Annotated in this window: 19 protein-coding genes; 4 read left to right on the top strand and 15 right to left on the bottom strand. The window is 60.1% G+C overall.

Annotated features, from left to right (window positions below; genetic code table 11):
* Positions 1–103: 103 nt before the first annotated feature.
* The 3 genes from N2A98_RS26555 to phoB form a co-directional block, all read right to left on the bottom strand.
* A complete protein-coding gene (locus N2A98_RS26555) occupies positions 104–1,444 on the bottom strand; it encodes a hemolysin family protein (protein ID WP_003195620.1) in 1,341 nt (446 codons plus the stop codon).
* Positions 1,445–1,713: 269 nt separating this feature from the next.
* Positions 1,714–3,000 carry a phosphate regulon sensor histidine kinase PhoR gene (gene phoR, locus N2A98_RS26550; RefSeq protein ID WP_256859010.1) on the bottom strand — a complete coding sequence of 429 codons (1,287 nt, stop codon included), beginning with the start codon at positions 2,998–3,000 and terminating at the stop codon, positions 1,714–1,716.
* 95 nt (positions 3,001–3,095) lie between these two features.
* Complete coding sequence (gene phoB, locus N2A98_RS26545; protein WP_003195617.1) at positions 3,096–3,785, bottom strand: phosphate regulon transcriptional regulator PhoB; 690 nt, start codon at positions 3,783–3,785, stop codon at positions 3,096–3,098.
* A 154-nt stretch (positions 3,786–3,939) separates the two neighbouring features.
* On the opposite strand from phoB, the gene N2A98_RS26540 reads away from it, so the two are divergent.
* Positions 3,940–4,317, top strand: coding sequence for a hypothetical protein (locus N2A98_RS26540; protein ID WP_047712092.1), 378 nt, complete (start codon positions 3,940–3,942; stop codon positions 4,315–4,317).
* Between the two features lie 123 nt (positions 4,318–4,440).
* Here N2A98_RS26540 and ubiA read toward each other — a convergent pair whose 3' ends face one another.
* Both ubiA and N2A98_RS26530 read right to left on the bottom strand, forming a co-directional pair.
* A complete protein-coding gene (gene ubiA, locus N2A98_RS26535) occupies positions 4,441–5,331 on the bottom strand; it encodes a 4-hydroxybenzoate octaprenyltransferase (protein ID WP_044269935.1) in 891 nt (296 codons plus the stop codon).
* Positions 5,331–5,894 (bottom strand): chorismate lyase, encoded by a 564-nt coding sequence (locus N2A98_RS26530; RefSeq protein WP_078466302.1) that lies wholly within the window; start codon positions 5,892–5,894, stop codon positions 5,331–5,333. The genes ubiA and N2A98_RS26530 overlap by 1 nt, the downstream gene beginning before the upstream one ends.
* Before the next feature lie 195 nt (positions 5,895–6,089).
* Here N2A98_RS26530 and N2A98_RS26525 point away from each other — a divergent pair, with 195 nt between their 5' ends.
* From N2A98_RS26525 to N2A98_RS26515, 3 genes are all read left to right on the top strand, one after another.
* Positions 6,090–6,257 (top strand): rubredoxin, encoded by a 168-nt coding sequence (locus tag N2A98_RS26525; protein WP_002555879.1) that lies wholly within the window; start codon positions 6,090–6,092, stop codon positions 6,255–6,257.
* A gap of 36 nt (positions 6,258–6,293) precedes the next feature.
* Positions 6,294–7,442 carry an FAD-dependent oxidoreductase gene (locus tag N2A98_RS26520; protein WP_275622821.1) on the top strand — a complete coding sequence of 383 codons (1,149 nt, stop codon included), beginning with the start codon at positions 6,294–6,296 and terminating at the stop codon, positions 7,440–7,442.
* Positions 7,443–7,632: 190 nt separating this feature from the next.
* Positions 7,633–7,908 carry an HU family DNA-binding protein gene (locus N2A98_RS26515; protein WP_003213368.1) on the top strand — a complete coding sequence of 92 codons (276 nt, stop codon included), beginning with the start codon at positions 7,633–7,635 and terminating at the stop codon, positions 7,906–7,908.
* Positions 7,909–8,011: 103 nt separating this feature from the next.
* On the opposite strand, the gene N2A98_RS26510 is transcribed toward N2A98_RS26515, so the two are convergent.
* The 10 genes from N2A98_RS26510 to N2A98_RS26465 all read right to left on the bottom strand — a co-directional run bounded on the left by N2A98_RS26510 (position 8,012) and on the right by N2A98_RS26465 (position 22,588).
* Positions 8,012–8,386 (bottom strand): DUF4259 domain-containing protein, encoded by a 375-nt coding sequence (locus tag N2A98_RS26510; protein WP_044269929.1) that lies wholly within the window; start codon positions 8,384–8,386, stop codon positions 8,012–8,014.
* A 153-nt stretch (positions 8,387–8,539) separates the two neighbouring features.
* Positions 8,540–9,124, bottom strand: coding sequence for an SMI1/KNR4 family protein (locus N2A98_RS26505; protein ID WP_044269927.1), 585 nt, complete (start codon positions 9,122–9,124; stop codon positions 8,540–8,542).
* Between the two features lie 2 nt (positions 9,125–9,126).
* A complete protein-coding gene (locus tag N2A98_RS26500) occupies positions 9,127–13,428 on the bottom strand; it encodes an RHS repeat-associated core domain-containing protein (RefSeq protein ID WP_275622820.1) in 4,302 nt (1,433 codons plus the stop codon).
* A gap of 14 nt (positions 13,429–13,442) precedes the next feature.
* Positions 13,443–13,877, bottom strand: coding sequence for a DcrB-related protein (locus N2A98_RS26495; RefSeq protein ID WP_275622819.1), 435 nt, complete (start codon positions 13,875–13,877; stop codon positions 13,443–13,445).
* A gap of 15 nt (positions 13,878–13,892) precedes the next feature.
* Entirely contained in the window at positions 13,893–15,839 is a 1,947-nt protein-coding gene (locus N2A98_RS26490; protein ID WP_044269925.1) for a type VI secretion system Vgr family protein, read from the bottom strand.
* Positions 15,840–15,995: 156 nt separating this feature from the next.
* Positions 15,996–18,656 carry a type VI secretion system ATPase TssH gene (tssH, locus tag N2A98_RS26485; protein WP_044269923.1) on the bottom strand — a complete coding sequence of 887 codons (2,661 nt, stop codon included), beginning with the start codon at positions 18,654–18,656 and terminating at the stop codon, positions 15,996–15,998.
* On the bottom strand, positions 18,649–19,692 hold the full coding sequence (gene tssG, locus N2A98_RS26480; protein WP_275622818.1) for a type VI secretion system baseplate subunit TssG: 1,044 nt from the start codon (positions 19,690–19,692) through the stop codon (positions 18,649–18,651). Before tssG ends, tssH begins: the two co-directional genes overlap by 8 nt.
* Positions 19,656–21,515, bottom strand: a complete 1,860-nt coding sequence (gene tssF / locus N2A98_RS26475) for a type VI secretion system baseplate subunit TssF (RefSeq protein WP_032894507.1) — start codon at positions 21,513–21,515, stop codon at positions 19,656–19,658. Before tssF ends, tssG begins: the two co-directional genes overlap by 37 nt.
* The gene (gene tssE / locus N2A98_RS26470; protein ID WP_003195563.1) at positions 21,512–22,027 is read right to left on the bottom strand and encodes a type VI secretion system baseplate subunit TssE; all 516 of its coding nucleotides are present in this window, start codon (positions 22,025–22,027) and stop codon (positions 21,512–21,514) included. Before tssE ends, tssF begins: the two co-directional genes overlap by 4 nt.
* A gap of 72 nt (positions 22,028–22,099) precedes the next feature.
* Positions 22,100–22,588 carry a type VI secretion system tube protein Hcp gene (locus tag N2A98_RS26465; RefSeq protein WP_003195562.1) on the bottom strand — a complete coding sequence of 163 codons (489 nt, stop codon included), beginning with the start codon at positions 22,586–22,588 and terminating at the stop codon, positions 22,100–22,102.
* Between the last annotated feature and the right edge of the window lie 51 nt (positions 22,589–22,639).

The raw sequence follows: 22,639 nt of genomic DNA, 5'->3' as shown, positions 1-22,639 counted from the left end.
CTCGCGAAAAACGCCAACGATAACGCGTGCTTCCTGAATAAACGCGGCGCCTGTGAGTTTTTCGCGAGCAAGCTCGCTCCTACAGAGGGCGACTGGTCTACAGTCAGTCCAGCAGCAGCACCTTGGCCAATACGATCTTCGGCCCTTTCATCTTCTTGATGATGATCCGCAAGCCTTCAACTTCCAGCACTTCTTCCTCTTCCGGCACGCGCTTGAGCGTGTCGTAGATCAGGCCGGCCAGGGTTTCGGCTTCGATGTGGTCCAGGTCGACGCCCAACAGGCGTTCCACCTTGAACAACGGCGTGTCGCCACGTACCAGCAGTTTGCCGGGCTGGTAGGCGAGGATGCCGCGCTCGGCCTTGCGGTGTTCGTCCTGGATATCGCCCACCAGTACTTCCAGCACGTCTTCCATGGTCAGGTAGCCGATGATCTTGCCGTCGGCTTCTTCCACCAAGGCGAAGTGCGCGCCGCCTTTGCGGAACTGCTCCAGCAGTTGCGACAACGGCATATGCCGCGATACGCGTTCCAGCGGGCGGGTCAATTCGGCCAGGTTGAACGATTCGGGGATATGGTCCAGGGCCGCCAGCTCCAGCAGCAAATCCTTGATGTGCAGCAAGCCGACAAACTCGTTGCGCACCGCGTCATACACCGGGTAACGGCTGAATTTGTGACGACGGAACAGCGCGAGGATTTCCTTGAGCGGGGCGTTGAAGTCCAGGGTCACCAGGTCTTCCCGGGAGTTGGCCCAGTCCACCACTTCCAGCTCGCCCATTTCCACAGCGGAGGCCAGTACGCGCATGCCTTGGTCGCTGGGGTCCTGGCCACGGCTGGAGTGCAGGATCAGCTTGAGTTCTTCGCGGCTGTAATGGTGCTCATGGTGCGGGCCAGGCTCGCCTTGGCCAGCGATGCGCAGAATGGCGTTGGCACTGGCGTTGAGCAGGTAGATGGCCGGGTACATCGCCCAGTAGAACAGGTACAGCGGCACGGCCGTCCACAGCGACAGCAGTTCGGGTTTGCGGATCGCCCAGGATTTGGGGGCCAACTCACCGACCACGATGTGCAGGTAGGAAATCACGAAGAAGGCGGCAAAGAACGACACGCCCTTGATCACTTCCGGCGACTGCACGCCGACCGCGCCCAGCATCGGCTCGAGGATGTGCGCAAAGGCCGGTTCACCGACCCAGCCCAAGCCCAGGGACGCCAGGGTGATACCCAACTGGCAAGCCGACAGGTAGGCGTCGAGCTGGCTGTGCACGGTACGCAGGATCTGCCCGCGCCAGCCGTTCTTATGAGCAATGGCCTCGACGCGGGTAGCGCGCAATTTGACCATGGCAAATTCCGCCGCAACGAAGAAACCGTTGAGCAGTACCAGGATCAGTGCAAAAAGAATCATGCCGAAATCGGCGAAGAGTGTAGCGAGGGTAATGCCAGGGGAAGGGTCCATGATGGGGTTTTGCAGGTTCCGTGTGTTCAATAAGGGGTGACAGGTGGGCCTGAAAGGCAGGCACAAGTCGGCCAATGTAGCGGCTGACGGGGCGCTTGCCTAGTGCCCGCTGCCGGGCGGGGCTGCAATGCTTGCTTTGAAACAACACAAATCCAGTGTGGGAGCGGGCTTGCTCGCGAATGCGGCGGGTCCGTCAGTTTATTCATCCACTGATACACCGCATTCGCGAGCAAGCCCGCTCCCACATTTAGCCCTGATGTGTTTCGAGATTATTTATCTTCTTCGAGTGCCTGCGAACGCGTTACCTGCGCCGGCGGAAAATGGCAGGTAAAGGTACTGCCATGCCCCAGCACGCTGCTGATTTCCAGGCGGGCCCGATGGCGCAGCAGTACATGCTTGACGATGGCCAGGCCCAGCCCGGTGCCGCCGGTGTTGGAGTTGCGGCTGGAGTCGACCCGGTAGAAGCGTTCGGTCAGACGCGGCAGGTGCTTGGCGTCGATACCGATACCCGAGTCCTGCACACTCAGGTGCGCACCGTGCTCGTCGGCCCACCAGCGAATGCGGATATTGCCCTTGTCCTGGGTGTACTTCACCGCGTTGAACACCAGGTTGGAGAATGCGCTGCGCAGTTCGCCCTCGCTGCCCTTGAGCAATACGGTTGGGTCGGCCTCCAGCGTGATCTGCTGCCCGCGTTCGCCCGAGAGGGCCTGGGCATCGTTCTTGATCGTCTGCAACAGGCTGTGCACGGCCACGGGGTGGTTGTCCGAGGGGTAGTCCGTGGCCTCAAGCTTGGCCAGCAACAGCAGGTCGTTGAGCAGGGTCTGCATGCGTGAGCCTTGCTGCTGCATCTGTTGCAGGGCGCGGCTCCAGCGCGGGTTGATCTCCTCGACGTTGTCGAGCAACGTCTCCAGGTAGCCGCAGATCACCGTCAACGGCGTGCGCAGCTCATGGGAAACGTTGGCGACGAAGTCTTTGCGCATCTGTTCCAGCTGGTGGATACGGGTCACGTCGCGCACCAGCATCAAGTGCTCGTTGTTGCCGTAGCGGGTCAGGTACAGCTGGATGCGCACGCGGTCGTTAGTGGGGGAGGGGATTTCCAGGGCTTCTTCGTAGTTGTCCTGCTCGAAGTACTCTTTGAAGCGCGGGTGACGCACCAGGTTGGTCACCGGCTGGCCGCTGTCCTGGGGCGTCTTGAGGCCCAGCAGGGTCTCGGCGGCACGGTTCCACCATTCCAGGTTGCCGTCGCTGTCGAGCATGATCACCGCGTCCTTGAGCGCGGCGGTGGACTCCTGCACCCGGTCGATCACCGCTTGCAGGCGCCCGCGTACCCGTTGGTCGCGGCGTTGCAGGTGGTAGATGCTGTCGAACACCTCGCCCCACAGGCCGTAGCCATCGGGCGGTGCTTCATCGGGTTTATGCTGGCGCAGCCATTCATGCAAGCGCAGCAACTGCTTGAGGGTCCAGCCCAGGTACAAGGCAATGCCCGCAGCCAGGCTCCAGCCGTAGTAGCCGCTGACCAGCCCCACCAACAGGCAGCCGGTGACCAGCAAGAGCATGTGGCGGATCAGGGTGCCATGCCAGTTTTGGTTCACTTGAACATGCGTCCTTGTCAGCTGTTTAAGTCAGGCGATTAAGTCACGAAGCAGCTGGCTCAGCCTTTGGTAGAAAACCGATAGCCGGTGCCGCGCACGGTTTGTACCAGATTCTCGTACGCATCGCCCAAGGCTTTGCGCAGGCGGCGGATATGCACATCCACCGTGCGCTCTTCCACATAGACGTTGCCGCCCCACACCTGGTCGAGCAGTTGGCCACGGGTGTAGGCGCGCTCCTGGTGGGTCATGAAGAATTGCAGCAGGCGATATTCGGTCGGTCCCATCTCAGCAGGCTTGCCGTCGATGGTCACGCGGTGGCTGATCGGGTCCAGAATCAGGCCGTCGACTTCAATAGGCGCTTCGCCATCGGTCGGGCCGGCGCGGCGCAGCACGGCTTTGAGGCGCGCCACCAGCTCCCTCGGGGAAAACGGCTTGGTGATGTAGTCATCGGCGCCGACTTCCAGGCCCTGGATCTTGTTGTCCTCTTCGCCCTTGGCGGTGAGCATGATGATCGGAATATCCCCGGTCAGCTCGTCACGCTTGAGACGGCGGGCCAATTCGATGCCCGAGGTGCCGGGCAGCATCCAGTCGAGCAGGATCAGGTCCGGCTTGCGGTCGACGATAATGGCGTGGGCCTGTTGGGAGTTTTCCGCCTCCAGGCAGTCATAGCCGGCCATTTCCAACGCAACGGCGATCATCTCGCGAATGGGCGCTTCGTCGTCAACAATCAGAATGCTCCTGCCAACCATGCTCAAAATCCTCTTGTCATTTAACTGTCTTGCGCCGCATTAGATAACGGAATTATTGCAGTCGTGTGACAGTAATTTAGTCGCTTGGGCAATTAACGGCACTCTGGACTACCCTTTGGGTCCGAATCCTGACAACCACAAAAGGAAGGTTCCGATGACTTACAGCACTGTTTCCTGGAAAGCCCTGCTGGTATCTGCGGTGTTGACGCTGCCAGGCCTGGCGTTTGCGGCAGAGCCGGCGATGACTAAAGACGGGATGTTGGTGGATCACAAAGGGATGACGCTCTACACCTTCGACAAGGACGCGGATGGCAAATCAGTGTGCAAGGACCAGTGCGCGACCAACTGGCCACCGCTGAAGGCAGAGTCTACCGACACCAAGACCGGCGATTGGACGGTGATCACCCGCGACGACCAGACCAGCCAGTGGGCGTACAAAGGCAAGCCTGTCTACACCTACAAGGACGACAAGAAAGCCGGTGACAAGGCTGGTGATGGCAAGGGTAGCGTTTGGCACATCATCAAGCCTTAAGTCTGCGGCGCTGCTGAGTCCATCGAGGGCAAGCCCCTCCCACATTTTTTTGATGTGCGAATACAATCAAAATGTGGGAGCTGGCTTGCCTGCGATGGCGCCCCAACAATCACCACAGAATCCTCAGCGAACAGCGTAATCCACCACGATCCCGACAAAAATCGCCAACCCCGCCCAGTGATTATGCAAGAACGCCTTGAAGCACTTCATGCGGTCCCTGTCCCGCGTGTACCAGAACTCCCAGACAAAACAGCCCGCTGCCGCCAGCAACCCCAGGTGGAACCACCCGCCCAGCTCGAACCGTGCGCCGGCCAGCAACAGGCACGCCAGCGCCAGGCCTTGCAGGGTGAGGATGATCACGCGGTCGGCATCGCCAAATAGAATCGCGGTGGATTTCACCCCGATCTTCAAGTCGTCATCGCGGTCGGTCATGGCGTAATAGGTGTCGTAGCCCACCGTCCACAACAGGTTGGCGATGTACAGCAGCCACGCCGTGGCAGGCAAATGGCCGGTCTCGGCGGTAAACGCCATCGGCATGCCCCAGGAAAACGCCGCGCCCAGCACCACTTGGGGGTAATAGGTGTAGCGCTTCATGAACGGGTAGCTCGCCGCCAGTGCCAGGCCGCCCAGGGACAGCAGGATGGTGCTGGCGTTGGTCAGCAGCACCAGCAGGAAACTGATGCCCATCAACACGGCAAAAAACACCAGCGCTTCTTTCGAGCTGATCTTGCCGCTCACCAGCGGGCGTTGCTCGGTGCGTTTCACATGGCCATCGACCTTGCGGTCGGCCCAGTCATTGATCACGCAGCCGCCGGCCCGGGTGAGTATCACGCCCAGCACGAAAATCACGATATTGATCAGCGACGGCGAACCCTTGCCGGCAATCCACAGGGCCCACAGTGTCGGCCACAGCAGCAGGTAGATGCCGATGGGCTTGTCCATGCGCGTCAACTGAATGAAATCCCAGGCCCTGGGGTTCAGGCGGTTCAGGGACTTGAGCAGACGTTGGTACATCAGCAGTTCTCCGGATGATCGTGCAACGCGTGCCAGAAACTCGGCAGGAAGACTTCCGCCACCAGCACGCTCAGCGTCCCGCGGTCGAAGCGCGAGCGGCGCGCCCACAGATTATCGGCCTGGTCCGCTGTCGGCAGCCAGGCGCGAGGGTAGTGACACACTTCAATGGCCTGGCGGGTAAAGGCGCGGTCGCAGAACAGCAACTCGCCCAGCGAGCGGCTGCCCAGCGCGTCCATGTGCAGCCCATCGCCCTGCAAGGCACTGCGGGCCGCCACGCTGCGGGCGAACACCCAAGGCTGGCCGTGCCCGCGCAAATACACCTCGCGTACCCAACCGATACTGGCCGGCGGCAGGTCCAGCGCGGCACATTCGTCGTCGCGCAACGGTTGCCAGCCTTCGAACAGCGGCGTCACGCTGAAACCCTCGTTGGACAGCCACGTCAGTCGTCGCGTCAGCGAGCCTTCGTCAAACAGCCAATTGAGGGTCAAGGGCGTGGGCAAGGGGCTCAGAAGGCTCTGGGTCAGCCATCGGCAAGCGTCGGGAAGGGCGATTGAGTGCGGCACGGTGAGTCAGTATTGGCAGCAAAAGAGGCGGCGAGCTTACCATGGCACCCTGGGCTTTTGCCGTGCCAAACCCGTCGTTTGCGTCGAACATGCTTGCATCTGCAGGCTCCGATCAGTACAAAACGCCCTGAGCCGCGCGGCAACGCTGGATCCATCGACCGCCGGCCAACACGCCTGAACCTGAGGAAGCACGTAATGAAGAAGTGGCAATGTATCGTCTGTGGCCTTATTTACAACGAAGCGGACGGCTGGCCGGATGACGGTATTGCACCAGGCACTCTGTGGCAGGACGTCCCGGAAGACTGGCTGTGCCCGGACTGCGGTGTGGGCAAAATGGATTTCGAAATGATCGAAATCGGCTAATCAACGAATTAAGAAACGTACTACAAGGAGAAGGGAATGAACGCACCTGTCGTGATCATCGGCACAGGATTGGCCGGTTACAACGTCGCCCGGGAGTTTCGCAAGCTCGACAGCGAGACCCCGTTGCTGCTGATCACTGCCGATGACGGACGCTCCTACTCCAAGCCCATGCTCTCCACCGGCTTTGGCAAGAACAAGGAAGCCGATGGCCTGAGCATGGCCGAGCCTGGCGCGATGGCCGAGCAACTCAAGGCCCAAGTGCGCACCCATACGCGCATCAGCGGCATCGACCCAGGCCACAAGCGTCTGTGGATCGGCGAGGAAGCAGTGACCTACCGCGACCTGGTTCTGGCCTGGGGCGCAGAAACCGTGCGCGTACCGGTCGAAGGCGATGCGGCTGAGCTGATTTTCCCGATCAACGACCTGGAAGACTACGCGCGCTTTCGCGCTGCCGCTGCCGGCAAACGGCGCGTGCTGCTGCTCGGCGCCGGCCTGATCGGCTGTGAGTTTGCCAATGATCTGATCCTGGGCGGCTATGAAATCGACCTGGTCGCGCCCTGTGAGCAAGTCATGCCGACCCTTCTGCACCCGGCGGCAGCCGCAGCGGTGCAAGCCGGGCTGGAAGGCATCGGCGCGCGCTTCCACCTGGGCCCGGTGCTCAATCGCCTGCAACGCACGGCTGATGGCCTTGAAGCGCACCTGTCGGACGGCGAAGTGATCCACTGTGACCTGGTGGTGTCGGCCATTGGCCTGCGCCCTCGCGTAGACCTGGCCGCAGCGGCCGGCCTGCAAATCAACCGCGGGGTCATGGTGGACCGCCACCTCAAGACCTCCCACGCCAATATCTATGCCCTGGGCGACTGCGCCGAGGTCGATGGCCTGAACCTGTTGTACGTGATGCCGCTGATGAGCTGCGCCCGCGCCCTGGCGCAAACCCTGGCCGGCAATGCCACGGCGGTGAGCTATGGGCCGATGCCCATCACCGTGAAAACCCCGGTGTGCCCGCTCGTGGTATCACCTGCGCCACGGGGCACGGAAGGCGTGTGGAGCGTCGAAGGGCAGGGTGCCGACATCAGGGCCCTGTGCCGCGATGCCAGCGGCCGCCTGCTGGGTTATGCGTTGACCGGCAGCGCCGTCATGGAAAAACTGGCGCTGAACAAAGAACTTCCGCCGCTGCTGGCGTAAATACCACCCGTTCTGTCGCAAACATCACGTTCTTACCCGGAGAAAGGCCGCCGCGAGACTGGCGCGGCGCCCGAGGGCATGCCATCCTCACTCCCGTCTGCCGCAGAGTAGAGCCTGCGGCGCCTTGGCGCTGCTCCACCAGAGAGCAGCACGGACATAACAACAAAAAACCGTCAAAGAGGCTTCACATATGCGTAAACCAGAACTCGCAGCCGCCATCGCTGAAAAAGCCGATCTCACCAAAGAACAGGCCAACCGCGTCCTCAACGCCGTCCTCGAAGAAATCACCGGCGCCCTGCACCGCAAAGACAGCGTCACCCTGGTCGGCTTCGGCACTTTCCTGCAACGCCACCGTGGCGCCCGCACCGGCAAAAACCCGCAAACCGGTGAGCCAGTGAAAATCAAGGCGAGCAACACCGTAGCGTTCAAGCCGGGCAAGTCGCTCAAAGACAGCGTCAACCCGTAAGTTAAGCGGTACCGTCTCGAAGGGAGGCGGGGCGGTAAAGAAGATGGGCACGCCGACGGGGTCGGGTGCCCATTTTTTGTTGGGTGCTGATGCGTATGCCAGATTAAGCCAGCTCGCCTAATCGCATTTTCAGAGCGTCGATTTGTTCCTCCACTGCGTTGATAACATCGGCGCTGTCGCCCCACATATCAAGAAACCCCCATTCGTCATTGGGCGGATCAATCAGTTGGGTCAGTATTGAAATAGCCTGCTCGATCAGGGGTTTGAGTTGTGCCAGATATTCAGCTGGCCATATATAGGGGTTGCCTAGGGTTTGTAATAGATAACAGGCAGCCCTAAAGGCGTCATAACGTTCTTCAGCGGGGTCAAACTGGCTGATTTCGTTGATCAAGACCGCAAAATTTTGTTGTTTCCAGAACTCCTGAAACCAGTCCGCGGCTTCATCGTTTTCCCAAGGGTTGTAATTCCAGGCGCCCATTTTTGACTCCTAAGCCACATTTTCCGAAACGTGATGGTTTAGATTTTTCTGTTGCGACCCAGTTGGAATGGTTAAAGGGGACGGATTTATTTGATCTTTAGCATTCACTTGACAGGTGTTTATTAAATAAAGCCGTCTTCTTGTTTGCCGCAATTACCCGATAAGTTTGTAGTAGGCGCTTCCGTTCGTTGCAAGAAAGTCTTGCAGCTCAACATCGTCAACTGATGAGCCTTCCTGAGATGTCATCCATGTGTTGTCTTCTATCCAAAACGAATCATCATTGGCTTGAATGAGTATCTGAATTTCAGTTATGAACTTCCTCATAAAAAGCTCAAAGCACGAAGAGATGACGGTGACTTGCTCGGGTTGGTCGGGGGTGTAGTAAGCGATGAAGTGGGAGCCTTTTTTATTTTTCAAATCCAGATAGCCGAACGCATCTCCGGCACTGGTGCCCGCGAATGCCCAAAATTTCATGGCTAATGAATTGTCTGCTTGCCAGAAATCCATAACATTTTCATAAAGGTTCAAGCCCAGCTCGCGGTTTTTGAAACCTAAAAAACAGTAATCAAGAATAGACGCCCCGTTGGTCTCCATCAGGAACGCCATGTACTCCTTGTCAAGCCCTCCGGTGACTTTTCCCATGTTTTTCAGAACAACCATAGTGCCATATGATCTAAATAGCTTAATCTTTTCAGGGTCGGTTGAGAGGTTTTCAATGCTTGAGACTATGTCTTTCATGGTTAATTAACCTTGTTAATATGTTCGGCGATGACTTTGTCGATTTCCATCGCTTTTTTCACGATTTGGGCACGGGTTGGCTTAGGGTTAGTTTTCCGGAAGCTTGCCCACATTGGACTTACTATTTTTCTGTGAACGTTTCTTGGCAACCCTTGCAGGTTTGACAACGAAGTTCGCATGGATTCAGGGAACAACTTTTTAACGCCGATATACATCTGAGGAATTCGATGATGCACTTCCATTTTCAGACGCCCTCTGAATTTCTTCATTCGGGCGTATGCTTTGAAATAAGGTCGCAGGTGACATTTAAGACCCTCAGGGTCTATCCAAGCAATAGGGTTGGGCGCATAGACGTATAGATTCTGCCCACCCAACAGACCAATCGGGTCGGGAGTCGTAAATCGTCCTATATCGGGATCATAAAACCTGAACGTATTGAAATGCAGCCCTGTCTCCCGGTCCAGATACTGTCCTTGGAGCCGCAGGTTTTGCTCTTCAATATAGTAAGGCTCGCGCACCTCCTCCACCGTGTTGCCCCATACCGTATACGTCGCACGCCAAGTGTCACGTCCGTCTGCTTCTGTCAGACGTTCGGGTAAACCGTTGAGGTCGTTGTGGTAATAGCGAATTTTTTGCGACGGGCTGACACCGTCCACGCGGGCTAAAGGCTCGCTTCCTTCTTCCTCATAGACATAAAGGCTGGTCTGGCTATGTTTGTGCTCCTGCAACAGCCTCAATCCATCCCAGGTAAATCGCGTCACGCCCAATCGATAGCCATCGTTGTCATGCTCGGTTTTTTCGACGCGACGGCCCAACGGGTCGTACGTCATTCTGACTACACTGCCGTTTGCATTGTGCACTTCGACCAGTCGGCTTTCAGCGTCGTAGGCAAAACGCTGTAAGCCGCGCGCAGCGCTACGCTTTTCAATCATTCGTCCAAGAGCGTCGTACGTATAACGTTTGTCCTGAAATGTCAGCAGGCGGTTATGTCGTACCAGACCGCTTTGTTGTGGTCCGTCCAGCAGGTTGGCCGCAGCATCATAGGCATAGGTCTCGCTCCGTCCACCCCATTGGCTGACGAGGATGCGTCCGGAACTGTCGTAGCCCAGATACTCTTGACGATCATGCTGGCGGTCAACACGGCGGCGTCCGATCAGGTTGTCGCTGGGATCGTAGCTATAGTCGGTCTCTACCAGTGGTGGCAGCTGCCACGGCTGATCGATGCTGCGACGCTGGCGCGAGCGGACCCTTCCACTTCGATCATAGGCGGTACTCGTCTTGAGTTGACCCTGGGTACGCTGCACTTCGCGATGCAAGCGATCACGCTCGAAGTCGCTGATAACCTTTCCATCGAGATTCAACTGATGCAGGTGGCCACTGCCGTAATACAGGCGGTTCAGCCATCGACCATCAGGCAAGCCGGTTTGAATCAGATTCCCCAGTTCGTCGTAACGATGCTGCACAGATCCTGCCGAGCTTTTCTCCTCAAGGAGCTGCCCCATGGCGTCATAGCTGAAGCCAAGTGATTGCTCACTACCATCAGGCGCCGTGAAAGTAACACCGACCAGTTGGTCGTTGAGGTCGTGCTCGTAGCTGGTGGTACCGTCCGCAGTTATTTTGCTGACCAGGCGTCCCACGGGATCTCGCTGAAACTGATGTGACAGCGGCGCTACCGGCTCACCTTCCGTCCCCGGCAGGTAGTCAACGGCGACGACATCATCCAGCGGATCATAGGTGTAGCAGCGCCGGCTTTTATCCAAGTCTTGCTGCTGCACCATGCGGTCGGCTGCGTCCCACTCAAAGCGATAACTCTCACCGTTCTCGTTGGTCAGCTTGCTCAGACGTCCGTAGGCATCATGATCGAACATGACCGAACGGTTATGCGCGTCCCAGCGCTGTTTGACCAGACCGCGAATGTCATAGGCATAGCGTGTGGTGCTACCGGCAGGGTCTACGTGGGCAGTCAGATAACCATTTGCGCTGCGTTGGAATTGTTCGACGCGGCCGTCCGGAAGCTTACATTCCAGAAGCAGCGCCTGAGGGCCGTATCGGTAACGCACCGATTCACCTTCGGCATTGGTCTGCACGACCAGATTGCCAAACGCGTCATATTGATAACGCGTCGAATAACCGGAGCAATCGACTTCTTCGACCAGTTGGCTCCACTCGTTCCAATGCAATGTTCTGGTTTTTTCCGTCGCATCGATGATGCGCACCGGCTGTCCGAAGCCGTCATAGACATAGCGCGTGCGGTTGCCCAGTGGATCGACTTCCTCAATGCAGTTGCCACGTTGGTCGTAGCGGTAATGCCAACTATTGCCCGCAGGGTCGGTTTCAATCTGAGGCAATGCCCAATGCGCAAGCCATTGTGTGCCACGGGTCCTGCCCAGCGGGTCGGTCACTGTACTCAGGTTGCCGGAGTCGTCGTAACAGAAGCGCCATCTGCCGTTCTTTGGGTCAATCGCGCCTGCAAACTGGCGATCTTCGTTCCATTTGAATTCCCAGATATCGCCCGCGTTATCAACGTATCGGGTGATCTGATATTGCGGGTTCCAATGCCGAGTGCTGACGCGCATCAACCCATCGGTGACGCGTGTAATGCCCGCATCCAAGTCGTAGTCGAAGGTGTATTCATCGCCCGCATCTGTCCAGTGCCGACTGACGCGCCATTCCTGGCCGTCTGGTCCAGGTACTTGAGCCCATTGGTAGAAGCAACGCAGACCACTCGCCAATTGGTGCTCGACCATGCGTCTGCTGCTGTCGTAGGCAAAGCGTCGTAGGGTCGTGCCCTGGGCATCCAATACTTCGGCAAGATCGCCGTTGCTGTCATAGTGATAACTGACAAGTACGTCGCTGCGTGCATTGAAATGGTCCTGGCGCAGGTATCGCCGCTCGATGTGGCTCACACGACGCGGATGCTGAGTTGTATAACTCAACTCGACGTGCATGAAATCATGGGTGTCACGCAAGCGGTGAAGCCTTCCCTGGGCATCGTAATCGAGAAAGATCCGCCCTTCATTGCGATCACCCAGCAGGTGCAAGCGCATCCGTGAGTTGTTCTGCGGGTCGATTTCGAACAGCCGATACAGACCGTCGATGCTCTCGATCAATACTGCGCCATCACCGCTGCGTCTCACCGCGAGGCCTTCGCCGGGATCGAACGCGCCACCGGACAACGGGATATAACCGATCTCCAGGCGCCGTCCCTGCTCATCGATATAGAAAAGGTTTTCATCGGCATCTATTTCGACGGACACCTCATAGTCGACGCTCCAGCCTGCGCCGAAGAGGCCATCGCGACGTGTATCGAGACTGTTGTAGAAACGTTGCCAATCGATAGGGAGCAGACCGGGCAGAACAAAGTCCAACTCCTCCTCTTCGCCCAGTACCTTGGCCCCCGTCGCGCTGTGCACCGGATTGGGCGAGCCATTCATGGCGCTCTTGAGTGCCGAGGTGACCTTGGCGGTCCCGTAAGAGATCGCGCCACCCACCAACGCACCTCCGATCATGCACGGCAGCTTGGTCCAGAAACACTTCACATTGCCCCGTAACGCCATCACCACGGCAATCGCCAGCCCCACCCCCGGCGTTTTCCCGCTACGAATTTCCTGCACCACAATGGTCTCGCCACCAATGCGCACATCCGGCGAAATCAGGCCCTCAGCCGTTCCAATCTTGGCGTCACAGGTACTGCGATCACCGCTGCGCGCGGCAGGCTGCCCGTTGATAAACACCGAGCTGGAACCCTCGGCAATGAACTGCAGCGGCATAGGCGGATGCTTGTTGCACGCCACGGTATCCAGCGGGCACGGCTCGGTGCCGGGGGCGGGCGAGGCGACGGTTGGGCGCCACATCTGCGAGAAAAACTCCCCGGCCATGTCCAGGAAGCTGGGTGCCGGCGGCTCGCTGGGCGCGACCGGCACGGCGGTCATCTTGCCGGCTGCACGGGCAGCTTTTTTGCCATTGATAAACACGTTGTGCGAGCCGCTGGTGATGAATGCATCGATCACCGGCGGGAACACCCAGTTGGCGGCGGACTCGCACCAACTGGATATCTTCAAGTCCGCCCCCGTGAGGCCAGCGGTAATACCGACGACCGCGCCCACCACCAACACCAGGGCAACGCCACCGGTGGCGATGGTTGCACCAGTCGCGAGGAACACCGCCCCGGCAACGGCCAGGCAGCCCACGGTGGTGAGCGCCGCATAGGCGGCCACTTCCAGCACACCACCGAGAATGTCGGCCATGACCGAGGTGTGCAGCAGTGCGTCGCCTTCGCGGGCGGCCCAAAGATCCTCACTCATTGCTCAGGCTCGACTCAAGGCGTGGCGAGAAAGTTGAGTGTGCTTTTCAGCGTTGCCCAGTGCGCCGCCTCGGCCGGGCCCAGGGGCTGGGCCTTGACGTAACTGAGGGCGATCAAGCGACGCGTGCCCGGTATCTGCATGGCCAGCTGATATTGGTAAATGTTGTCGCTGCCTTTGCTGAAGTGGTTCTGCACTTCAAACGCGTCGATGTCCTGCGCCGGGCCGACCTTGACCGCTTGCGCCGGGGAATAGCGAAGGTCCTGGACCTGCTGTTCAAGCTGTTTCAGCTGGCCTTCGAAATTGCTTTGCAGGCTCTCGCCATCGGCCAAGGGGCTGCGGCTCACCACCAAGGTGGTGCCCAGCTTGGCGAACTTTAGGATATTGATCGAAGTGTCCTGTACCTCGACATCGGGCAGGATGAATTGGGCTTCGTTGATCAGGTAGTTCATGGTGGCGAAATCTCGTTATTGACCAGCACCGGGCTTACCGGGAAATTTTGATTCGACGGCGGACTTGATCGTGCTTTGCACGCCTTGGGCACCGGGCGATGTGCCCTTATCACTGCCCAGGTTGATGTCCAATTTGCCCTTCGTCTGGATCTTGCTGCTGCCGCTGGAAAACAGGTTGAACGAGCCACAGGTCAGGTTGATGTCGCCGCCTGCTTTGAGCTCGATCACGCTGTCGCCGCACACCAGGCGAATACTCTCGCCGGCCTCGATGGTGTAACTCGTGGCGGCGCTGTCGGACTTGGCACCGCCCACGATCACCGTGTCGTTGTTGCGCACGACTCGCAGACGGTTACTGCCAATGGTCACCGTCTCGTTATGGCCAATGCTTTTATTGCGGTCATGCCCCACCGAGTGGCTCTCATCCACCTCCACCACGATGTCCTGGTTACGCTCGGCATGGATATACAACTGCTCCAACCCCTTCTTGTCCTCCATGCGGATTTCATTGAAGTTGGCCGGCGTTCCGCCCTTGCTGGAGCGGCTTTTCATGCCGCTCTGGGTGGCGTTCTCTGGCAAATCGTAGGGCACCGTCTGCTCAGCGTTGTAGACGCGGCCGGTGATGATCGGCCGGTCGGGGTCGCCTTCGAGGAAGCTGACGATCACTTCCTGGCCGATGCGTGGAATCTGCATCGAACCCCAGTTCTTGCCGGCCCAGGATTGCGACACACGAATCCAGCACGAGCTGTTCTCGTTGGATTGGTCGTGGCGGTCCCAGTAGAAGTGCACCTTCACGCGGCCATACTGGTCGGTCCAGATTTCCTCGCCCTTGGGGCCCACCACCACCGCGGTCTGCGGGCCTTTGACGATGGGGCGGTGGGTGTTGGCCAGTGGGCGGAAACTCTGTTGGGCGTCGATGCAGGTCAGGCTGCTTTCAAACTGCGCCGAGCCTGAACCGCCACCGCTTTCCAGGCTTTCCTGCACGATGAAGTAGCGGCAACCGACGATCAGGTATTCGCGGTTCTGGTCCTGGCGGCTGAAGCCGGTGAGGCTGAACAGATGGCCCGAGCCCAGGCCGCGCGCGTTGCCGCTGAACTCGATCTGTTCATGCAGGGTTTGCAGGGCTTCGATGCGGGTGCGCGCATAGTGTTCGCCGTCGGCGCTTTGCACGTAGGTGCCGGGGTAGTCGTACAGCGGATAGTCACCGGCGGTGTGCGGGCGCGGCATGGCCGAGCGCACATCGATGCTCGCGCTGGGGCGCTGGAAGTCGTAGTCGTTCAGCTCCAGCGAGCCCGGCTGCACCTCCTGCGCCAGGTGCCAGTTGTGCATATGGTCGCGTTCGCGCTGTTGCTCGTCCTTGGGGTAGTAAGGGATCGACGCATAGCCGGGCACGCTGGTGTGGGCGCCATAGGCGTCGGCCAGCACCAGCACATGGCGGTCCTGTTCATGGCGGAAGAAGTAGTAGATGCCTTCCTGTTCCATCAGCCGGCTGACGAAATCGAAGCTGGTCTCGCGGTACTGCACGCAGTATTCCCACTCGCGATACGGCCGGCTGAGGGCGTCTTCGAAGTCGGAAAAACCCAGGTCACGGAACACCTGCTTGATGATCTGCGGGATGCTCAGGTTCTGGAAGATACGGCAATCGGAGGTTCGGCTGAGCAACCACAGCCATGGGCGCAGGGTGGCCTGATAACTGGCGAACTGGCCCTGGTCGATGTTCTGGCTGCAGCGCGCGACGATGCCATGAAAGTACCGTTCGCCACCGTCGGCCAGTTGCAGGCCGACGCTCATCGGTTTGCCCAGCAACTGGTTGAGGTCGATGTTGGCGTCCAGGGACGTCAGTTGCAGCTCATAGTTGAACAGCCGGCCCAGCTCTTCACCGCCGCCCATTTCATTGAGCAGCAGCACATCCGGCCCGAGGGGGCTGGTGATCTTGGCCAGGCGTGAGGCTTGGTTGAATAGCATCGGTAGTCCCGTAAATACCGTCATTGCTGACGGAGCCGGATCAACTGTGGGAGCTGGCTTGCCTGCGATAGCGGTGGATCAGTCAACATCAATACTGAATGTCAGACCGCTATCGCAGGCAAGCCAGCTCCCACACTGACCGTATTCCAACAATAGTTATTCGGTGTCGCTGAAGTCGTAGTGCAATTCATTATCCCGACTGCTGATCCGCACTCCCGCCAATGCCTTGCCTTCCAACATGCGCGTGAGGAACTCGCGGCTCATGTCCGGCAGCAGGCTGTTGGTGAGGATGGTATCGATCATGCGTCCGCCGCTTTCAGTCTCGGTGCAGCGCGAGACGATCAGGTCGACCACGGCGTCGTCATACTCGAACGCGACTTTATGGGTGTTCTCCACACGCTTCTTGATGCGGTTCAGTTGCAGGCGCGTGATCGCCTTGAGCATCTCGTCGCTCAGCGGGTAGTACGGGATGGTCACCAGGCGGCCGAGCAAGGCCGGTGGGAAAATCTCCAGCAGCGGCTGGCGCAGGGCCTTGGCGATTTCCTCGGGCTCGGGGATGTTCGCAGGATCCTTGCAGACGTGGGAGATCAGCTCGGTACCGGCATTGGTGGTCAGCAGGATCAGGGTGTTCTTGAAGTCGATCACCCGGCCTTCGCCGTCTTCCATCACGCCCTTGTCGAACACCTGGAAGAAAATCTCGTGCACGTCCGGGTGGGCTTTCTCCACCTCATCCAGCAGCACCACGCTGTAGGGTTTGCGCCGTACCGCTTCGGTCAGCACACCGCCTTCGCCGTAGCCGATATAGCCCGGAGGTGCGCCCTTGAGCGTGGACACGGTGTGGGCTTCCTGGAACTCGCTCATGTTGATGGTGATGACGTTCTGCTCGCCGCCGTACATGGCTTCGGCCAGAGCCAGGGCGGTTTCGGTCTTGCCCACACCCGAGGTGCCGGCCAGCATGAACACGCCAATCGGCTTGCTCGGGTTGTCGAGGCCGGCGCGGGAGGTCTGGATGCGCTTGGCGATCATCTGCAGGGCATGGTCCTGGCCGATGATGCGTTTCTTCAAGTGCTGGTCGAGGTTGAGCACAGTCTCCAGTTCATTGCGCGCCATGCGGCCCACCGGGATGCCGGTCCAGTCGGCGACCACTGAGGCCACGGCCTGGTAATCCACGGTCGGCAGGATCAACGGGGTTTCGCCTTGCAGAGTGGTGAGGCGTTGTTGCAGGTCGACCAATTGCGCACGCAATGCATCGTTGCCGCTGTCCACCACGCCGGCTTTTTCGCGCAAGGTGGCACGGGTGGCGAGCAGTTCATCCACCAAGGCTTTTTCTTCAGCCCAACGGCTTTCCAGGGTCGCCAGGCGCTCGCGCTCGGCGCTCAACAAGGCTTCGCTGTTGCTCTGGCGCGTACCCGTGGCGATGCCGATCGCATGCTCACGGGCGATGATTTGCAGCTCGGTTTCCAGGGCCTCGATACGGCGACGGCTGTCGTCCACTTCCGCTGGCACCGCGTGCAGGCTGATGGCGACGCGGGCACAGGCGGTGTCCAGCAGGCTCACGGATTTGTCCGGCAACTGACGCGCCGGAATGTAGCGGTGGGAGAGCTTCACCGAGGCTTCCAGGGCTTCGTCGAGGATCTGCACCTGGTGGTGTTTTTCCATGGTGGAAGCCACGCCGCGCATCATCAGCAATGCCTTGTCTTCCGACGGTTCGGCAACCTGCACCACCTGGAAGCGGCGGGTCAGGGCCGGGTCTTTCTCGATGTGCTTTTTGTATTCGGCCCAGGTAGTGGCAGCTACGGTACGCAAGGTGCCACGGGCCAGGGCAGGCTTGAGCAGGTTGGCCGCGTCACCGGTGCCGGCAGCGCCACCGGCACCCACCAGGGTATGGGCTTCGTCGATAAACAGGATGATCGGCTTGGGCGAGGCCTGCACGTCTTCGATGACCTGGCGCAGGCGCTGTTCGAACTCGCCTTTCATGCTGGCGCCGGCTTGCAACAGGCCCACGTCGAGGCTGCGCAGCTCCACGTCCTTGAGCGCAGGCGGTACGTCACCGGCAACGATGCGCAGGGCGAAACCTTCGACCACGGCGGTCTTGCCCACCCCGGCCTCACCGGTGAGGATCGGGTTGTTCTGGCGCCGACGCATGAGGATATCCACCAGTTGGCGAATCTCCTCGTCACGGCCCACGATGGGGTCGAGCTTGCCGCTGCGGGCCTGTTCGGTCAGGTCCACCGTGAAACGCTTGAGCGCTTCCTGCTTGCCCATCGCGCTGGGCGCCATGGCCCCGCTGGCCTCGCCAGGGACACCGGCATTGAAGCCATCGCTGGCGCTCAAGGCATTTTCCGGCGAGTCACCGACGTATTCATCAAAACGTTCGCTCAAGGCTTCGGCCTTGATTTTGTCGAACTCGCCGGACAAGCCCAGCAGCGCATGGCGCAGGCTCGGCGTCTTCAAGATGCCCAGCACCAGATAACCGCTGCGCACCTGGCTTTCGCCAAACATCAGGCTGCCATACACCCAGCCGCGTTCTACGGCCTCTTCCACATGGGAGGACAGGTCGGTGATCGACGTGGAACCGCGCGGCAGGCGATCCAGGGCTTCGGTGAGGTCGCGGGCCAGGCGTGCTGGTTCCACATTGAACTGGCGGATGATGCGGTGCAGGTCCGAGTCCTGCAGTTGCAACAACTGGTGAAACCAGTGGGCCAGTTCCACATACGGATTGCCCCGCAATTTGCAGAACACGGTGGCGGCTTCGATGGCCTTGTAGGCCACGCTGTTGAGTTTGCCGAACAGTGCGGCGCGACTGATTTCACCCATGCTCTGGATTCCTTGAGGTGGTGGTGTGGTCGGCGTAATGCCGGGCCAGGATTAGGTCGTTGGCGTCATGCGCAGGTTGGCCGAGCCAGGTGTTGAAGCCCAGGCGGAACTGGCCGTTGAGTTGCAGCGCCGGTACTTCGGGTTGTTGCAAAACCAGGTTCAAGTCCCAGTCCAATTCATGGCCCAGGTACTCGGCCACCCACGCCACCAGCTCGTTGAACGGCTGTTGGCCGGGCAGCATGCCCATGTAGTCATCCAGCGTGAGCGGGCCCAGGCGGATGCGGAATTTGTGCTGGCGGTCCCACACGTGGCTGCCCAGGCAGAAGTCCACGCCCAATTGGTTGGCGCTGACCCCCACCCGGCTGCGTTCGGGCAGCTCAAGCCATTGGCCGAAATACTCTTCAATCGCTACCGGCAGGCCGAAGTACTCGCCCAGGATCGCTTTCAAGCCATCCGGGTAGCGGGTTTGCGCCGACAGATGGCCGCTGTAATGCAGCTTTGCGGTATCGGGGATCAGCCCTTGATTGAGCAGGCTCGGCATTCCGCGGCCACTCAGGGCGGCGAGGCGGGCGGACCAGTAGTCATCGTCTGGGCGGTCATGGCTGACCGTTGGCCGCGCCTCGGCCCAGGCCCGATAGAACAGAGTCAGCAGGCGATGGTGGAACACATCCAGGAACTGCTTGCTGGTGCTGTCGGCGTTGTTGCGCTGGCGCTCGCGCACGTACTCGGTGATGTGCAGCGGCAGCGGGCCGTTGGGGCCGCCGAGGCCGAAGAAGAACTGCTCCAACCGCGCCGGCTTGCCATCGCCTCCCGGGTCGACCGAGGCAAGGGTGGCGGGTGCGAAGGTGCAATCGGCCTGCTGCCCCAGACGCAGCGGATCATCGGCCAGGCGCAGGGAATGGCCCAGGCGTGGCAACTCGGGCGTTTCGCACTCGATGCGCCGCAATGCCTGGAAGAAGTCATATTCCCAGGGCTCCTGGTGCATCGCGTCCAGGGTTCTCACAGGGTCGGACGCCGTCCGGGCTTGGCTTTCCATCGCATGATCTCGCCGCGTTCGGTGGTACGGATCACCGTCTCGGTAAAGCTGTTGATCGACACGTAGCGTGCCAGGAAGCGCTCCAGCACCGCACCGAGCAGGAACACGCCGGTGCCGCGAAACGCGTTTTCATCGAACTCCAGGGTGATTTCCAGGCCGCGGCCAAACACAATCGGGCCCGGCATCGGCAGGCGTCGAGTCACCGCCTTGCTGCTGACTTCGCGCAGGCCTTCGATCTGCAATTGCAGGGCGGCGTCATTGCTGTCGCCGTACAGGCGCAGCAGTTCGCGCAAGGCGCCGGCGCCCTGGCCCTGTTCGCTCAAGGACAGGTAGTTGAGCGACAACTGGCTGATCAGGCGCCAGGCCTTGGCGTCATGCGCATGGCTGGCACGCGGGCGGCTTGGCCCGGCGACGCACCGCACGGCCAGTACCGGCGCACTGTCGGCCAGGGTGAAGTCGGTCTTGCCGTTGCCCACGCTCATGAACAGCGGCAGGTCGCGGTTGGTGCACAGCGCCGTCACGCCCAATTGGCGCAGGTCATGGCGATACGGTGCCTGGCGGCTGTCCACCAGGCTGACGAAGGTTTCACTGCCCACATACGTGGAGCGCGGGCCATTGCGGCGTTGGTCGCTGGACAGCACCCGCGGCTCGCGGCGCACGCTGTAATAGGCCTGGTCGCGGCCATAGCGCGACGGATCGCGCACGGCATAGAACGGCAAGAACGGCTGCTCCGGCCCGGTGCCATGGCCAGTGATGCCGCTCAAGGAATGAATCTCGAAATCCATTGGCCGGGTACGGTCGGCGATCACATGGTGTTCATTGACCCGATCGGACAAGTGGATGCGGTCCACGCGCTTGGGGAACAGGTTGATGGCGGGTGTGCAGAACGGCAAGAACTGCGCTGCGCCGACGCTGCCTTCCAGGCTCGGCTCGTGGCGGTCGAACAGTACGATCAGTTCCAGCTCCTGGGCGTCACAGCGTTTGACCGCACGGCTCAACTCGGCAAATTCAACGAACAGGAAGCGATGGGGCAGGGCAAAGTACTCCTGCAACAGGCGATAGCCCTGGAACGCCCGCGCCACCACCGGCATGGCGGCATCGGCATCGTCGAAGCCCCGCGAGCGCAACGCGCCTTGGGGCAGGCGCTCGACCCAGTCGCCACCGGGCTGGCGCGCAAACACCGCGCAGGCATTGCCCAGCAGTTGTTCGTAGAGGCGAAACGGTTGTTCATCGGCGCCGCTCAGGTACAGCGGCAAGGTATCCAGGTCGAGGCTGTTGAACGGCAGCTCGGCACCGGTGCGCAGGGTCAGGCGCAGACCGGCCTTGGCTTTCGGCTCGCTGGCGGCCAGGCGGCCGAGCACGGCGGCGGGGTTGCCGAAATATTCGGCGTTGCTGACCTGCAACGGCCACAGCGTCACCGGGTGCGCGGTGCGGTACTCGCAGCAGGTCTGGGTTTCACGGCCCAGGGCGGCCCGCAGCACCGTGTCACGGGGCAACGGGAAACCGCCGGCCAAGGAGCCTTCATCGGGGTCGGTCTGCAATTGCACCACGGTCATCGACGGCGTCGGCGCCAGGTAGTGCGGGTAGGCGATTTCCAACAGGTTATGGGTGAAGGTCGGGTACTCGGCGTCGAGCTTGAGCTGCACGCGGGCGGTGAGATAGGCGAAGCCTTCAAGCAAGCGTTCGACGTACGGGTCGGCGCAGTCCATACCGGACAGGGTCAGCCGACTGGCGATCTTCGGGTATTCCTTGGCGAACTCGGCGGCGCTTTCGCGCACATGGTGCAATTCCTGGTTGTACAGCTCCAGCAGGCGCGGGTTCATGGGCGTCTCCGCTGGTCGGCATTGAGCACGCGCACATGGCCGGACTCCAGGTCCACATCGGTCTGCAACAGCAAACGCAACGGCACCGGCTGTGCCCACAGGTCGCCTTCAATCTCGAAACTCAGGGCGTTGTGGTTCATCTCGCCATGGCCCATGCGCGCCTTGACCCGCAATGTGTGGCGCAAAATACGCGGCTCGAAAGTGGCGATGGCCTGGTAAATCAAGGCTTCCAGGGCTTTGATATCAACGCTCGAAGCGCTGTTGCCCGCCAGTGCCGGCAGGCCGTAATTGACCACCGACGTACCGGCCGGGGTGTGCAGCGTGGCATCGGTATCGAGTAACGAGGTGGTGTTGAGCAACCACGCCAGGTCACGCAGCACCGAAGCCTTCAATTGGGTCAGGGACAGCACGCGTTTGTCGGCGCTTTCCTTGGGGTTGGTCGGGTCGTCGTCGGTCAACCGGTCCAGCAGGGACGGTTGCAGACGGTCGCGGGAAGCGATTTCAGTTACCACCAAAGCAGCTCCACGGACGGGTTGCGAGAGGGACACAATGGCCGTGGCACCGGGCCACGGCCACAAGGGCTATCAGCGTTTGGTGTTGGAACGGATGTTCCAGCCGAACTTGATGGCGCCGCCGTCTTTGGTGCCGTCGGCTTTCTGCGGCTGGTAGTCGACCATCACTTGGGCGAAGTTCAGGGTGACGTTTTCGGTCAGGCGATCATCGCTGCCCGAACCGCCGGTGCTCAAGGAGGTGACCAGCACTTCTTCCAGGTTGATCACCATGTACTCGACCTGGCTCTCGCCACCGGCCTTGCGCACGGTCAGCTTGACCTTGTCGATGTGCTTGCCGCTGGCGCAGTGCATCATCAGGTTGGGCGAAGCCTTGTCGACGTATTTGGTCAGCGACAGGTCCTGGATATTCACCTTGCCCGCACCCCCGCCACCGCCGACGTGCATGTTGCCGGACTGGGACATGCCCCAGCTCCAGTTCAACACATCGATTTCGTCCTTGTGGGCCTTGTCCATGGACTCGCCCTTGATGTCGCCGATCTTGATGAAAATATCAACAGCCATGTTTTCTCCCTGTGTGGCTCAGGCCACGAATGTGTTGACGTCCCCGACCCC

Origin of the sequence: Pseudomonas sp. FJ2-5-13 (assembly GCF_029201605.1) — a bacterium.
GTDB classification, from domain to species: domain Bacteria; phylum Pseudomonadota; class Gammaproteobacteria; order Pseudomonadales; family Pseudomonadaceae; genus Aquipseudomonas; species Aquipseudomonas lactis.
Note: the sequence above shows the minus strand (reverse complement) of the source record. Positions and strands in the feature narration are given on the sequence as shown.

Bases quoted from the DNA above. Each gene is read 5' to 3' on its own strand.
- N2A98_RS26505 (WP_044269927.1), bottom strand. From the start codon at position 9,124: ATGAAAGACATAGTCTCAAGCATTGAAAACCTCTCAACCGACCCTGAA.
- phoB (WP_003195617.1), bottom strand. From the start codon at position 3,785: ATGGTTGGCAGGAGCATTCTGATTGTTGACGACGAAGCGCCCATTCGC.
- tssH (WP_044269923.1), bottom strand. From the start codon at position 18,656: ATGGGTGAAATCAGTCGCGCCGCACTGTTCGGCAAACTCAACAGCGTG.
- N2A98_RS26520 (WP_275622821.1), top strand. From the start codon at position 6,294: ATGAACGCACCTGTCGTGATCATCGGCACAGGATTGGCCGGTTACAAC.
- N2A98_RS26540 (WP_047712092.1), top strand. From the start codon at position 3,940: ATGACTTACAGCACTGTTTCCTGGAAAGCCCTGCTGGTATCTGCGGTG.
- N2A98_RS26490 (WP_044269925.1), bottom strand. From the start codon at position 15,839: ATGCTATTCAACCAAGCCTCACGCCTGGCCAAGATCACCAGCCCCCTC.
- N2A98_RS26465 (WP_003195562.1), bottom strand. From the start codon at position 22,588: ATGGCTGTTGATATTTTCATCAAGATCGGCGACATCAAGGGCGAGTCC.
- tssF (WP_032894507.1), bottom strand. From the start codon at position 21,515: ATGAACCCGCGCCTGCTGGAGCTGTACAACCAGGAATTGCACCATGTG.
- N2A98_RS26500 (WP_275622820.1), bottom strand. From the start codon at position 13,428: ATGAGTGAGGATCTTTGGGCCGCCCGCGAAGGCGACGCACTGCTGCAC.
- N2A98_RS26555 (WP_003195620.1), bottom strand. From the start codon at position 1,444: ATGGACCCTTCCCCTGGCATTACCCTCGCTACACTCTTCGCCGATTTC.
- N2A98_RS26525 (WP_002555879.1), top strand. From the start codon at position 6,090: ATGAAGAAGTGGCAATGTATCGTCTGTGGCCTTATTTACAACGAAGCG.
- N2A98_RS26515 (WP_003213368.1), top strand. From the start codon at position 7,633: ATGCGTAAACCAGAACTCGCAGCCGCCATCGCTGAAAAAGCCGATCTC.
- phoR (WP_256859010.1), bottom strand. From the start codon at position 3,000: ATGCTCTTGCTGGTCACCGGCTGCCTGTTGGTGGGGCTGGTCAGCGGC.
- N2A98_RS26495 (WP_275622819.1), bottom strand. From the start codon at position 13,877: ATGAACTACCTGATCAACGAAGCCCAATTCATCCTGCCCGATGTCGAG.
- ubiA (WP_044269935.1), bottom strand. From the start codon at position 5,331: ATGTACCAACGTCTGCTCAAGTCCCTGAACCGCCTGAACCCCAGGGCC.
- N2A98_RS26510 (WP_044269929.1), bottom strand. From the start codon at position 8,386: ATGGGCGCCTGGAATTACAACCCTTGGGAAAACGATGAAGCCGCGGAC.
- tssG (WP_275622818.1), bottom strand. From the start codon at position 19,692: ATGGAAAGCCAAGCCCGGACGGCGTCCGACCCTGTGAGAACCCTGGAC.